Source organism: Nocardia sp. NPDC050435, assembly GCF_040655395.1.
Classification (GTDB): domain Bacteria; phylum Actinomycetota; class Actinomycetes; order Mycobacteriales; family Mycobacteriaceae; genus Nocardia.
In genome coordinates, this window is sequence record NZ_JBFAJW010000003.1 from 162,465 (window position 1) to 175,146 (window position 12,682).

Sequence of the window (12,682 nt, forward strand, 5' to 3'; positions counted from 1 at the left end):
GAACGGCAGCTGAGTGCTCCCCGCGCAGCGGGGATGAGCCCATCGCCCACCGCCTGGGCAGCTGGCTGGACGCGTGCTCCCCGCGCAGCGGGGATGAGCCCTGTGACGCATCTGTGGGAGCACGAGCACCCGTGTGCTCCCCGCGCAGCGGGGATGAGCCCCGGGAAATGTAGGCGGTACCAGCGAAAACATTGTGCTCCCCGCGCAGCGGGGATGAGCCCGGATATAACGCCGGCGGGCAGGTGCTCACCGGGTGCTCCCCGCGCAGCGGGGATGAGCCGACACCGTCTCCATGGAACCCGCGTCCAGATCCTGTGCTCCCCGCGCAGCGGGGATGAGCCGAGCACCATCTGCAATCGCTCGGGATCAGCTTCGTGCTCCCCGCGCAGCGGGGATGAGCCCTCCGGTGAATAGGTACTGCCGGTCCCGGCGTAGTGCTCCCCGCGCAGCGGGGATGAGCCCCCGACCGGCCCGGCGACGTACTTCGGGATCTGGTGCCCCCCGCAGCGGGGATGAGCCCGGCAACGCGATCGACCGGGTATGGGACGGCATGTGCTCCCCGCGCAGCGGGGATGAGCCCTGCGGCGGCGTGCGAGACCGGCTGTTGTAGAGGTGCTCCCCGCGCAGCGGGGATGAGCCCTCTCCGAAACAGCTTCGGGAATTCGCTGGCTCGTGCTCCCCGCGCAGCGGGGATGAGCCCGAATTCGGCGGCTGGACCGCCTACGACGACAGGTGCTCCCCGCGCAGCGGGGATGAGCTCTCCCACAACCTCGCGCCGTCGGTGGTGATGAGGTGCTCCCCGCGCAGCGGGGATGAGCCACACCCGGGGCGCAGGCGTCTCGTCCTTCGATGTGCTCCCCGCGCAGCGGGGATGAGCCCAGGTCCGCAACGTCTACTACCTCCAGGGCGACGTGCTCCCCGCGCAGCGGGGATGAGCCCGACCGCCTCCACCCGAGCGCGCTGTCGGATCCGTGCTCCCCGCGCAGCGGGGATGAGCCCTACGGCTACTTCTGGGACCTTTGGGGTAGGTGGTGCTCCCCGCGCAGCGGGGATGAGCCCGTGGGACAGATCCGCCAAACGGCGGACAGAGCGTGCTCCCCGCGCAGCGGGGATGAGCCCCTAGCCGCTCCAGAACCGCGCACGGTCACACCGTGCTCCCCGCGCAGCGGGGATGAGCCCCGGTCGTGGTCACCGGCGCGATGCGCAACCCCGTGCTCCCCGCGCAGCGGGGATGAGCCCGGCTCCGGTTGCTGTTCATCGATCAAGAGCAGGTGCTCCCCGCGCAGCGGGGGATGAGCCCATGGGCGCGTTCATGCTGGTTCCGCGCTCAGCGTGCTCCCCGCGCAGCGGGGATGAGCAGCGGGATCCTCCGATACCTCCTCCGGGGCCTACCAGGGGTGTTCTGTAGGAAGGTTGAACCGTCTTGTCCGAATGAGCTCTCTCACGCACGGCAGGTAGCGAACTTGTCGGTGGGGCTTCGTATGTTCCCTGTAGTGCAGTTGCTGTTGGCTAACTATGAAGGATGTTTTGGATGCTGTCGGATGCAACTCTGTCGGCTTGGGCTAAAAGTGATAAAGATGGTGGAAGTCTGTCTCTGGTTCGGCACCTTGCTGATTCAGCAGCGGTCGCGAGCCTGGTGTGGGATCGTTGGTTGCCGCGACACACCAAAGACGCGATCGCCGCAGGGTTACCGGGTGAGCATGCAGATGGCCGGATCCTGTTGTGCTGGCTCGCCGGCATTCACGACATCGGAAAGTTGACTCCGGCTTTCGCCTGTCAGGTGCGTGCCCTGGCCGAAGTGATGCACGACAAGGGATTGACGTGGCGGCACGAACCGGCGAACCGGCGCTCGCTCCCGCACGGGCTGGCCGGTCAAATCGAACTCGACCGCTTTCTGCAGCTGCGGGGTTGGCGTCGAAAGGTCGCGGCCACCTACTCGATCGTGGTCGGTAGCCATCACGGTGTCCCGCCTACACCGGAGGAAATTACGCGCGCCCCGCATCTGTCATCCCTGCTCGGGACAGGTCAATGGGCCCGAAGCCGGGAGGAATTGCTGGCTGAGATGACCACGGTGACAGGAGCCGAGCCGCGCTTGGGACAGTGGCAGCAGGTGTCACTGTCGCTGACTCAGCAAGCTCTTTTGACTGCGGCGGTGATCGTCTCGGATTGGCTTGCCAGCAACCAAGATCTGTTCGCCCTCGACAGCGCCCGTGACTCGGAACCGGCCGCCGCCGCGGTATGGGAGCAGTTGGGTCTGCCGGCGCCGTGGGCTCCTCGGCCTCAACCCGAGGCGGAGTTGTTTCAGTCGCGCTTCGAACTGCCCGCCGGCGCTCGAATACGGCCGCTGCAAGTCGCGTGCATGGACTTGGCCGCGCGGATGCCCGAGGCCGGGCTGATGATCGTCGAGGCACCCATGGGGGAGGGAAAGACCGAGGCGGCGCTGGCCGCGGCCGAGATCTTGGTGCGCCGTTTCGAATTGGGTGGGGTGTTCATGGCTCTGCCGACGATGGCGACCTCGGATGCGATGTTCGCCCGCGTGAATCGCTGGGTACAGAGGCTGCCCGATACGCCCGGAAGCATGTTCCTCGCTCACGGTAAGGCTGCGTTGAATCCGGACTTCGCGGAGTTGAAGCGCCGCGGTTTCGCCGGTATCGGTCTCGATTGTGGCGACAGTGCGATCGCCGCGCATTCGTGGTTGGTCGGGAAGAAGGGCCCGCTGGCCAATATCGTGGTGGGAACGATCGATCAGATCTTGCGCGCCGCGCTGAAGTCGCGGCACGTGATGCTGCGGCACTTGGCCTTGGCGAACAAGGTCGTCGTGATCGATGAGGTGCATGCCGCGGACATGTACATGTCGACGTATCTGTGCCGGTGTCTGGAATGGCTGGGTGCCTACAGGATTCCGGTGCTGCTGCTTTCGGCGACTCTGCCTCCTGCGCAGCGTGATTCGTTGCTTTCGGCGTATCAGCGTGGTCGCCTCGGCGGCGGACTCGCCGACCCTCTGGAGGCCGGTGGCGGGTATCCGTGCGTCACGGTATGGCCGCCCGTCGAGGCGAACCCTGTGATCGAGGCGTCGGGCCGCTCCCTCGCGGTCCAGATCATCCAGATCAGCGACGATCTTGCGACGTTGGTCGAGACGGTGCGTACAGAGCTCGCCGATGGCGGGGTCGCTGGCATCGTCTGCAACACCGTCGGGCGAGCCCAGGAAACGTTCTCAGCGCTCCTCGCTGCTCAGGTTGTCGAACCTGACGATATATTGCTGGTGCATTCCCGTTTCCTGGCCGCTCATCGCTCGGAGTTGGAGCAGCGTCTGCGTGCCCTGCTGGGCCCGCCGGCTGATGCCCGGGATCCGCGACCTGTGTGCAGATTCGTGCTGGTCGGCACGCAGGTCATCGAGCAGACTCTCGATATCGACCTCGATCTGCTGATCAGCGATCTGGCACCGGTCGACCTGCTGTTGCAGCGCATCGGCCGCTTGCATCGCCACGCGCGGGCGGTGAGGCCGGACAGGCTGTCACGGCCGCGCTGTCTGGTTCGCGGCATGGATTGGCGGGCAGCTCCGCCAGTCCCGGTGTCAGGATCTGTTGCGGTGTATGGGGAATCGAGGCTGCTTCGGGCGGCGGCGGTGCTGTTCTCGACTTCGGAAACAGTGGTGAATGTGCCCGCTGACATCCCGGGCCTGGTCGAAGGTGCCTATGCCGAGGTCGTGGACGTACCGGCGGCGTGGTCGGATGCTTTCGGCGCTGCCGAACAGCGGTGGCGGCAATTTTTGCACGACCAGCGGGATCGGGCGCAGGCATACCTGCTGGCGTCACCGATCAGTGAGATCGGCACCTTGCGCGGTTGGTTGGCCGCCAGCCCACCGGACGACATCGACACCGTCGGCGGACAAGCACAGGTCCGCGATGCCGAGGACACGATCGAGGCGATCGTGGTACAGCGCATCGGAGAGCAGATCCACGTGTTGCCCGAGATTCCCGACTTCGGCGGACGACCGATTCCGACCGCTACCGAACCGTCCGCGAGACTTGCGAAAGTGCTGGCAGGCTGCACGATTCGGCTGCCGGCGTCTCTGACCCGATACGGTCGCATGAAGAAGGTGATCGACGCCCTCGAAGACAACTTCTATTCGGGCTGGCAGAAGTCATACTGGCTGGCAGGCGAACTCGTCCTCGAGCTCGACGAGCAGTATTCCGCCGAAGTCGCCGACCAGGTTCTGCAGTACGACACAGTGCTGGGGTTGACTGTCGAATCAAGGAAGGGAGCCCAACGCGCGCGCAGACCCGCGTGACTCTGTGCTCGGTGGATCCGCCGCGAGCCAATCGGGTGTCTTCGAGTGCAGGGCGACGAAGCCCGGGTCATCGTCGCTGGGCTGCGTGGTTATTCGATCAAGCGGTTCAGCCACAGCGCCGTCCGTGTTCCCACGTAGATCCCGGTCAGGCTTCCCGAAGCTAATCCCAGTATCGCTCCTCGCGGTTCGGAACCGAACATCGAGCATGCTTGCCCGATCGCCGTGCCGACTGCGCATGTCACTGCTACGACAACTGTCGCTGAGATGGTGAAGATGAGAATCAATCTCACTGCAATTGTGCTAGATGCGTTCGAATTTTCGTAACACGCTCTACAACCGTGCATTACGGCCTTCCCGTGTGTCGTAATTTCTGTGTAAGCGAGGTGCCAGGCCGACAGTTTCAATGCGTCAGATGCTCAGGTGTATTCCAGCCGTGCAGCCCCGCGGCGCGGGGAAATATCAAGGCATCACGGAGTGTTCAGCCGCGAGCTGGCTCAGTCCCGTTATCGAGAATGTCGATCGTGTTCAGATCAACTGACCCGTGCGGGGAAACTTTATGTGCACGGTGGCAGCCGTGTCAACGCTCGGGGCTGAACAAATTTCGGGTCGGATCACGCCTGGTCCACAGGTTGTTGAGGTCATCAAAGTGCCGACCAGTCGCCATCTTTGATCCGAATGTGGAAGCGAACATTTGGTAGGTGAATGACGGCCGTCGAGATCTGAGTCCACGTCGACAGCAGTCAAATGCTGCTGCCTCGGCGAATTCGTACCCCTTGGATCGGAACTTCCGGTTTTTGTCGGTAGGGCGACGTAGTCTCGCAATGCGCTCGGGGTACGAAGGTTTCGGCATGTTCACGAAGCGCGGCTGGTCGATGATGAAGGGATAGAGGAGAAGTGGAAAGATCTGTGGTCGAACGGCCACCCGATGGTTTCGATTTGCTGGAGGACCCTTGGATCCAGCTCACCGATGTTCAAGGGTGTCCTCAAGAACTGTCGATTCGTGAGGTGTTCGGCCGGGCAGCCGAACTCAGGGCCCTGGCCGGAGAACTGCCGACGCAGTCCTTCGCGATTCTGCGATTGCTCCTAGCCATCTTGACTCGCTCGGTGGCGCGGCGAACCGGCACCGCGACCGGCGTATGGGCTCAGCTATGGCGGGCAGAGAATTGGCCGTTGGCCGAGATCGAGCAATATCTGAGCGACCACCGAGCCCGGTTCCAGCTCTTCGACCCGGTGCAGCCGTTCTTCCAGGTCCCCGGTCTGCGGTCGGCGAACAACGAGACCAAGCCGCTGGACAAGATCATCGCCGATATACCCAACGGCGAGAAATACTTCACCACCCGCGCGGGATCTTCGCTGGATCGAATCGATGCCGCCGAGGCTGCCCGATGGCTGGTACACGTCCAAGCCTTCGACCCGTCAGGCATCAAAACCGGTGCGGTAGACGACGATCGGGTCAAGAACAACAAGGGATATCCGATCGGAGTGTCCTGGGCCGGTGGGCTCGGTGGGATCTATGTGGAGGGGCAGACTCTGCGCGAGACATTGTTGCTGAACCTGGTTCTGCTCGATATCAACGGCCAGCGCTACTCGCCGCAGGATCTACCTGCCTGGGAACGTGCGGTAGATGGTCCCGGCGTTCGTGCAGACCCAGTACCCACCGGCCCGGTCGACCTCTACACCTGGCAGAGCCGCCGGGTGCGGCTGGTCGGTGACAGAGCAGGCGTCGTCGCTGTCGTGCTGTGCAACGGGGATCCGCTCGAACCGTTCAACCGGCATCTGATCGAACCGATGACCGCGTGGCGCTATAGCAAGAACCAATCCAAACCCGGACAGCCGCGCCACTATCCCCTGACCCACGACCCGAACCGGGCCTTGTGGCGAGGACTGGCCTCGATGCTCGGCCGAGTCGCCGACCGCACCGATGTCACAGGCCGCGCGATAAGCCCCGGGGTGATCGAGTGGCTCCACCACCTCATCGAGGAGGACGAGCTGGATCCGGGATACCCGATCCGATTGCACGCCACAGGCATGGATTACGTCAACAATCAGTCCGTGGTCGGACAGTGCATCGACGACACCCTCGGCTTCCATGCCGCGCTGCTGGCATCTGATCCCGCATTGCGGGTTTGCGCGCTCGAAGCGGTGACGATCGCGGAGAACGCGGTCGCCGCCCTGACCGGACTCGCCGCGAACCTGGCCACCGCCGCCGGCGGCGAAACCACCGGCGCAAGGTCCAGAACCGGCGGGCGCGGCTATTTCGCCCTGGAGGCCCCATATCGGCGTTGGCTCGCCGCCCTGGAACCCGGATGCGACCTCGAGATCAGCCTCGAACAGTGGCAGGTGATTGTCCGCGCTTTCATCGAACCGATCGGCTACGAACTGATCACCATGGCCGGAAATCCCGCACGGCGAGGGCGCAAAGTCGATGACAGACAACTGGATTCGGGTGCGGCCATCAATCTCTTCACGCGCCGCTTGCGCCTTGCCCTGCCTGCCGCCTATCCCAGCGAAAAGGAGGTCACCGTATCGTGACCGCACCGATCACCCCTGAGCGCGTCAAAGACGCCGAACTCGAACAATTTGTGGCACAACAGGTTCGGATCCTGCAACAGGGCTACCTCGACAACAAGGCCGCCCCGGTCGCCGCACTCGCGAAACTACGCCGCGCGGTCACCGCAACGGGCACCAGAGCCGAGACATGGGCCTATGTTCTGGCCGACCTACCCGACAGCTTGGCAGATCCCGCCGACCGGTTCGGCGAGCACCGCGAGGGCCTGCCCACAGCATGGGAACGTGCCGCCCACGACGCGATCGTCCTGTTCGCCTGGCACCAGCAAGCCAAGAAAACCGAACGCATGCACCGATCCGGAGCAGGATTCGGGGCGGCCATACGCCAACTCGGGGAGAAGGCGTCCTCGGCCGAAGCTATCCTGACGCGCTTTCACGCCCTGAACGCCGCGACCCAGCACCAGGCGCGGCTGGTGCATCTGCGCTCGCTGATCGGCCAACTCCGCACCCACTCCATCCCTTTGGACTACGGACGCCTGGCTCGTGATCTGCGCCGACTGCAGGGACCTCACCCGGACTGGGTGCAACTGAGCTGGGCCCGCGACTACCACCACAAACCGGCTACCAACCAACCCGCCACCGACCAAGCCATCACCGACGAAGCCGCGGGCAGCGACACGCTGCTCGATACGACAGGAGAAGATCAGTGACCCGGATGTTCATCGACGTGCATGTCCTGCAGACCGTTCCGCCCAGCAACCTCAACCGCGACGACAACGGCAGCCCGAAAAGCGCTGTCTACGGAGGAGTCCCGCGCGCCCGGGTCTCGAGCCAGGCATGGAAGCGCGCCACCCGGGAGGCATTCAAGGAAACTCTGGATCCAGCTACTCTGGGGGTCCGTACCAAACGCGTCGTCGAGTTGATCGTCGAGCGCATTGGCGACGAGGTCTCCGACGCCGAGGCCCGGGGGCAAGCCGCAGAACAGGTGCTGAGCGCGGCCGGGATCAAGCTCGACAAGCCGAAGGCCCGAAAGAAGGACGACACCGACACCGAGGAAGCCGGCGACCAAGCCGCACGGTCGAAATACCTGTTGTTCTTGAGCGCTTCACAGATCCAACGGTTGGCGGATCTGGCCGTGGAAGCGATCCGGACCGGGAAACCGGTCGACAAGAACGCCGCTCGCGCGGCGGGCCACGGCGCAAACAGCATCGACGTGGCGTTGTTCGGTCGGATGGTCGCCGATGCCTCCGATCTCAACGTCGACGCCGCCGCCCAGGTCGCCCACGCCATCAGCGTGCACGCCGTCACCAGTGAATTCGACTATTTCACCGCAGTCGATGACCGCAAACCACACGACACCGCCGGCGCGGACATGATCGGTTTGGTGGAGTTCAACTCCTCCACCCTCTACCGCTACGCGACGCTCAACGTGGCGATGCTGCGCGAGAACCTCGGCGACGACAAAGCCACCATCGCAGCGACGTCGACGTTCGTCTCCGCGTTCGTCACGAGCATGCCGACCGGCAAACAGAACACCTTCGCCAACCGGACCCTCCCCGATGTGGTCCTGATCAGCGTGCGCACCGACCAGCCGGTGAGTTTGGTCAACGCCTTCGAGGACCCGATCAACGCGGTCGGAGCCGCCCGCGCTGCCAACGCGGCCAAAGCCCTGGTCACCCGCTATCAGGCCCTGGAGAAATCCTTCGGCAACGGCAAGACAGTGAACTTCGTCGTCACGACCGGCGACGGGGAAGGACATCTCGAAGAACTGGGCGAGCCCGAATCGTTGAGCAGCGCGGTCGAAAAGATCACCGCCGTCGTCGAGACCGCGCTGAAGGCGCTGCGGTGAGCGTGTTGTTGCTGAGGCTGGCGGCTCCGTTGCAGTCCTGGGGTGTAGCCAGCCGCTACGCCCGCCGAGACACCCAGCAGTACCCCTCCAAAAGCGGAGTTCTGGGGCTGATCGCCGCCGCTCGAGGCCAACGACGGACCGCCCAGATCGAGGAAGCCTTGACCGGTCTGGCGTTCGGCGTCCGCATCGACCAGCAGGGCACCCTGGTCCGGGACTTCCAAGTCGCGCTCAGCCTCGACAAGAAGAAGTCGTTTCCGCTCTCCGAGCGCTACTACCTGGCCGACGCCGTGTTCGTCGCGGCCGTGGCCGGGGAGCGGAACATGTTGGAAGGCATCGCGACAGCGTTGAGCCGACCGGAGTTCCCGCTGTATCTGGGGCGCCGTTCGTGCCCGGTCACCGAATCGCTGGTTCTGGGACAGATCGTGGAAACCGACTTGGCGACTGCCCTGGCAGATACCGCGTGGCAGGCATCGAGCTGGTATCGACGCCGCCAACCTGGCCGGGTGTACTTGCCGATCTACCGCGATCAAATCCCCGGCGACCAGCCCGAACCTTTCGCGGAACAGGTGCAGGACGTCCCGATCGATTTCAACCCGGTTCGTCGCGAGTACGGCTGGCGCACCGTGATCGCCGACCGCACCACAGTCGAGAACCCCGACGGACGCCTCGATACCCATGACCCCTTTGCCGCCTTGGGAGGCGCCTGATGTTCCTGTCCAGGATCCCGCTGAATCCGGCTCGCCGCGGAACGCAGAAATTCCTGAGCTCCCGCCACGCCATCCATGCCGCGGTGATGTCGTCATTCCCGCCAGAAGCGTTGGAGCGCAACAGCGCCGCTGCGCGGGTCCTGTGGCGACTCGACCACTCCGGCCATGAACTCAATCTGTATGTGGTCAGCCCGGTCGAACCCGACTTCACTCACATCGTCGAACAATGCGGGTGGCCGACCACCACGGCATGGTCCACTCGCAAATACGGCGAGCTCCTCGACAGCCTCACCGCCGGGCAACGCTGGCATTTCCGGCTCACCGCCAACCCCGTCTATACAACCAACATCAAAGATGCAGAGGGAAACATGGTGCGCGGCAAACGGATAGGGCTGAACGCCGATGGGCAACTGGACTGGCTGCGCAACAAGGCCGACCGCCTGGGTTTCGAGTTCGATAGCTGTGGACCCGCGGGCGATCGACAAGGCGACGTGGCGGTCGTCGCCCGCGAAACGGTGCAGTTCGGCAAGAAGGTCGGCACGGAGGCCGGAGGAAAGCCCCGCCAGCGTAGGACCGTCACGCTTTCGGTCGCCTCCTACGAGGGGACACTGGTCGTCGCAGATCCCGCGCTTCTACGAACAGCGATGGTCCAGGGCATCGGGCGCGCCAAAGGGTACGGGTGTGGTTTGCTGACCTTGGCTCCATCGCGATGACCGAAATTCCCGGCGTGCGGCCGGTCCGCATCGGCGAGTTGGTGCGCGCGCAGGACCGGTTGTCGTTTCTCTACCTCGAACGAGCGGTGATCCATCGCGATTCGAACGCGATCACCGCAACCGACGAACGCGGAGTGGTACACATTCCAGCCGCCACGTTGGGTGCGTTGATATTGGGGCGGGAACTCGTGTGACCCATCAGGCGATGATGCTGCAGGCCGAAAGCGGTTCGACCGCAGTGTGGGTGGGGGAGCGCGGCGTCCGCTATTACGCACACGGTCGCTCGCTGGCGCGGACTTCGCGCCTGCTCGAGGCTCAGGCACTGGCGGTGTCGAACCAGGCCGAACGTCTCCGGATTGCCCATGCGATGTATCAGATGCGTTTCCCCGACGAGGACATCGGTCCGCTGACGATGCAGCAGCTGCGCGGCAGGGAAGGAGCGCGCGTTCGTCGTCTCTACCGCGAGCATGCCGCTCGCGTAGGTATCGAGTGGAAGCGCCGTGCCTACGACCCGCTCGATTTCACGGGCGGGGATCCGATCAATCAAGCGCTCTCCGCGGCGACCACCTGTCTCTATGGGGTCGCGCACGCGGTGATCGTCGCTCTGGGCTGCTCGCCGGGTCTGGGGATCGTGCACACCGGCCGCGAGCGGTCGTTCGTGTTCGACGTGGCTGATCTGTACAAAGCTGAATTCGCGATTCCGATCGCATTCACCGTTGCCGCCGAAGGAGGTGATGACATACCGGCCGCTACCCGTCGTGCGGTGCGGGATGCGATCCACGAGGGCGAGCTTCTCTCTCGATGTTGCCGTGACATCCATTCGCTGCTGTTGCCTGGTGAGCCTGAGCAAGCTCAGCAGTGGGACGGTGACGTCGTTGAACTCTGGGACCGCAAAGGTGTTGTGGCTGCGGGAACTTCCTATTGTGAGGACGAGGAGGAGGTGCCGTGGTAGTCCTCGTCCTGACCGTGTGCCCGGTGGGGTTGCGGGGGCACCTGACGCGCTGGTTTCTCGAAGTGAGTCCCGGTGTTTTTGTGGGAGTTGTCAGTGCGCGGGTACGGGATCTGGCGTGGGCGCGGGTTGTGGAATTGAGTAAGGACGGTCGCGCGATCATGATCTATAAAACGCGAAGCGAGCAGCGGCTTGCCTTCAAGGTTCATCGCCACGAGTGGGAGCCGGTCGATGTGGACGGTGTCTATTTGATGCGTCGACGACACACCGGCGACCAGAAGCCGGGCCGGCCGCGGTCGGGGTGGAGCAAGGCAAGCCGTTACCGCAAGGCGTCACGTACTCGCGAAAGCAGGGGCCCGACCGAAAGTGAATGAAAAACGCTTCCCAGGGTTGTAAACCTGCTGGTCACGAAGTGTGCTCCCCGCGCAGCGGGGATGAGCCCACGCCCGTCCGCGACGGTCGATCTCGTAGCGGGTGCTCCCCGCGCAGCGGGGATGAGCCCGCCTGCACGGCCCGGAGCAGCACGCGGTCGAGGTGCTCCCCGCGCAGCGGGGATGAGCCCTTGGTGCGGCCGGGCACCTGCTCCCACGCCATGTGCTCCCCGCGCAGCGGGGATGAGCCCCGGCTGCGCAGCGCCAGAATCGGCGATCCCAGGTGCTCCCCGCGCAGCGGGGATGAGCCCTTCAGCATCGCCGACCCGACCGACGCCGGGATGTGCTCCCCGCGCAGCGGGGATGAGCCCTGCCCGGCATGAGCATGCCCGCCGAAATGGGGTGCTCCCCGCGCAGCGGGGATGAGCCAAGGTGAACCGCGCGATCGACGCGCGCGCCGCGGTGCTCCCCGCGCAGCGGGGATGAGCCCGCCCCCGACCTCGTGAGGTCGGGGGCGTTGATGTGCTCCCCGCGCAGCGGGGATGAGCCGTTCCAGGACGGCTGGAACAAGTCCGAGACCGAGTGCTCCCCGCGCAGCGGGGATGAGCCCAACGCCAACTGGCTGCGCATCACCGGCGGCAAGTGCTCCCCGCGCAGCGGGGATGAGCCCTGGCGGGTGCCGTAGTCGGTGTCGACACCCGGGTGCTCCCCGCGCAGCGGGGATGAGCCCCACTCGACGAAATTCCAGATCAAGCTGTACGCGTGCTCCCCGCGCAGCGGGGATGAGCCCTTCCCGGTGGCTGTCCAACCGGGCGATCAGGCGTGCTCCCCGCGCAGCGGGGATGAGCCCGCGCCCCGAACGCCCTCCAGGGCGGCACCATGGTGCTCCCCGCGCAGCGGGGATGAGCCCAGGGCCTCGCCCGCGGCCGCGCTGGAGAGGTCGTGCTCCCCGCGCAGCGGGGATGAGCCCCGGTCGTACTCCTTGTTCCGAACCTCCTCGATGTGCTCCCCGCGCAGCGGGGATGAGCCGCAATCGCGGCCTATGTCGCTGCCGTCGGTGACGTGCTCCCCGCGCAGCGGGGATGAGCCCAAACGACGACAGGAGAGGCACCGGACATGGATGTGCTCCCCGCGCAGCGGGGATGAGCCCTGGATCTGGTTCTGATACGAGGGCTGGCAGATGTGCTCCCCGCGCAGCGGGGATGAGCCGACTGCCGACGGTGCGCGAGCTAATGGATCAATGTGCTCCCCGCGCAGCGGGGATGAGCCCCAGCGGGGGCCGGGCCCAGAATCA

General features: G+C 65.0%; 9 protein-coding genes and 2 CRISPR repeat arrays (2 of these 11 only partly in view). All 9 genes read left to right on the forward strand.

Annotated features, from left to right (window positions below):
- A CRISPR array of direct repeats spans positions 1-1,360; the repeat unit is 28 nt; unit sequence GTGCTCCCCGCGCAGCGGGGATGAGCCC; it begins 707 nt to the left of the window's first position.
- A 171-nt stretch (positions 1,361-1,531) separates the two neighbouring features.
- Positions 1,532-4,291, forward strand: coding sequence for a CRISPR-associated helicase Cas3' (gene cas3 / locus AB0I43_RS09190; RefSeq protein WP_357431623.1), 2,760 nt, complete (start codon positions 1,532-1,534; stop codon positions 4,289-4,291).
- Between the two features lie 894 nt (positions 4,292-5,185).
- The gene (gene casA / locus AB0I43_RS09195; RefSeq protein ID WP_357431625.1) at positions 5,186-6,823 is read left to right on the forward strand and encodes a type I-E CRISPR-associated protein Cse1/CasA; all 1,638 of its coding nucleotides are present in this window, start codon (positions 5,186-5,188) and stop codon (positions 6,821-6,823) included.
- Positions 6,820-7,509: a type I-E CRISPR-associated protein Cse2/CasB gene (casB, locus tag AB0I43_RS09200; RefSeq protein WP_357431627.1), complete on the forward strand. Its 690-nt coding sequence runs from the start codon at positions 6,820-6,822 to the stop codon at positions 7,507-7,509. Before casA ends, casB begins: the two co-directional genes overlap by 4 nt.
- A 5-nt stretch (positions 7,510-7,514) precedes the next feature.
- Positions 7,515-8,648 carry a type I-E CRISPR-associated protein Cas7/Cse4/CasC gene (cas7e, locus tag AB0I43_RS09205; RefSeq protein ID WP_357431962.1) on the forward strand — a complete coding sequence of 378 codons (1,134 nt, stop codon included), beginning with the start codon at positions 7,515-7,517 and terminating at the stop codon, positions 8,646-8,648.
- The gene (cas5e, locus tag AB0I43_RS09210; protein ID WP_357431629.1) at positions 8,645-9,355 is read left to right on the forward strand and encodes a type I-E CRISPR-associated protein Cas5/CasD; all 711 of its coding nucleotides are present in this window, start codon (positions 8,645-8,647) and stop codon (positions 9,353-9,355) included. Before cas7e ends, cas5e begins: the two co-directional genes overlap by 4 nt.
- Entirely contained in the window at positions 9,355-10,068 is a 714-nt protein-coding gene (gene cas6e / locus AB0I43_RS09215) for a type I-E CRISPR-associated protein Cas6/Cse3/CasE (RefSeq protein ID WP_357431631.1), read from the forward strand. Before cas5e ends, cas6e begins: the two co-directional genes overlap by 1 nt.
- Positions 10,065-10,262 carry a hypothetical protein gene (locus AB0I43_RS09220; RefSeq protein ID WP_357431633.1) on the forward strand — a complete coding sequence of 66 codons (198 nt, stop codon included), beginning with the start codon at positions 10,065-10,067 and terminating at the stop codon, positions 10,260-10,262. The genes cas6e and AB0I43_RS09220 overlap by 4 nt, the downstream gene beginning before the upstream one ends.
- Positions 10,259-11,020 (forward strand): type I-E CRISPR-associated endonuclease Cas1e, encoded by a 762-nt coding sequence (gene cas1e / locus AB0I43_RS09225; protein ID WP_357431635.1) that lies wholly within the window; start codon positions 10,259-10,261, stop codon positions 11,018-11,020. Before AB0I43_RS09220 ends, cas1e begins: the two co-directional genes overlap by 4 nt.
- Positions 11,014-11,391, forward strand: a complete 378-nt coding sequence (gene cas2e / locus AB0I43_RS09230) for a type I-E CRISPR-associated endoribonuclease Cas2e (RefSeq protein WP_357431637.1) — start codon at positions 11,014-11,016, stop codon at positions 11,389-11,391. Before cas1e ends, cas2e begins: the two co-directional genes overlap by 7 nt.
- 40 nt (positions 11,392-11,431) lie before the next feature.
- Positions 11,432-12,682: a CRISPR direct-repeat array (repeat unit 27 nt; unit sequence GTGCTCCCCGCGCAGCGGGGATGAGCC) (it continues 1,118 nt past the right edge of the window).

Coding starts and splice junctions, on each gene's coding strand:
- AB0I43_RS09220 (WP_357431633.1), top strand. CDS start 10,065: ATGACCGAAATTCCCGGCGTGCGGCCGGTCCGCATCGGCGAGTTGGTG.
- cas7e (WP_357431962.1), top strand. CDS start 7,515: ATGTTCATCGACGTGCATGTCCTGCAGACCGTTCCGCCCAGCAACCTC.
- cas3 (WP_357431623.1), top strand. CDS start 1,532: ATGCTGTCGGATGCAACTCTGTCGGCTTGGGCTAAAAGTGATAAAGAT.
- cas6e (WP_357431631.1), top strand. CDS start 9,355: ATGTTCCTGTCCAGGATCCCGCTGAATCCGGCTCGCCGCGGAACGCAG.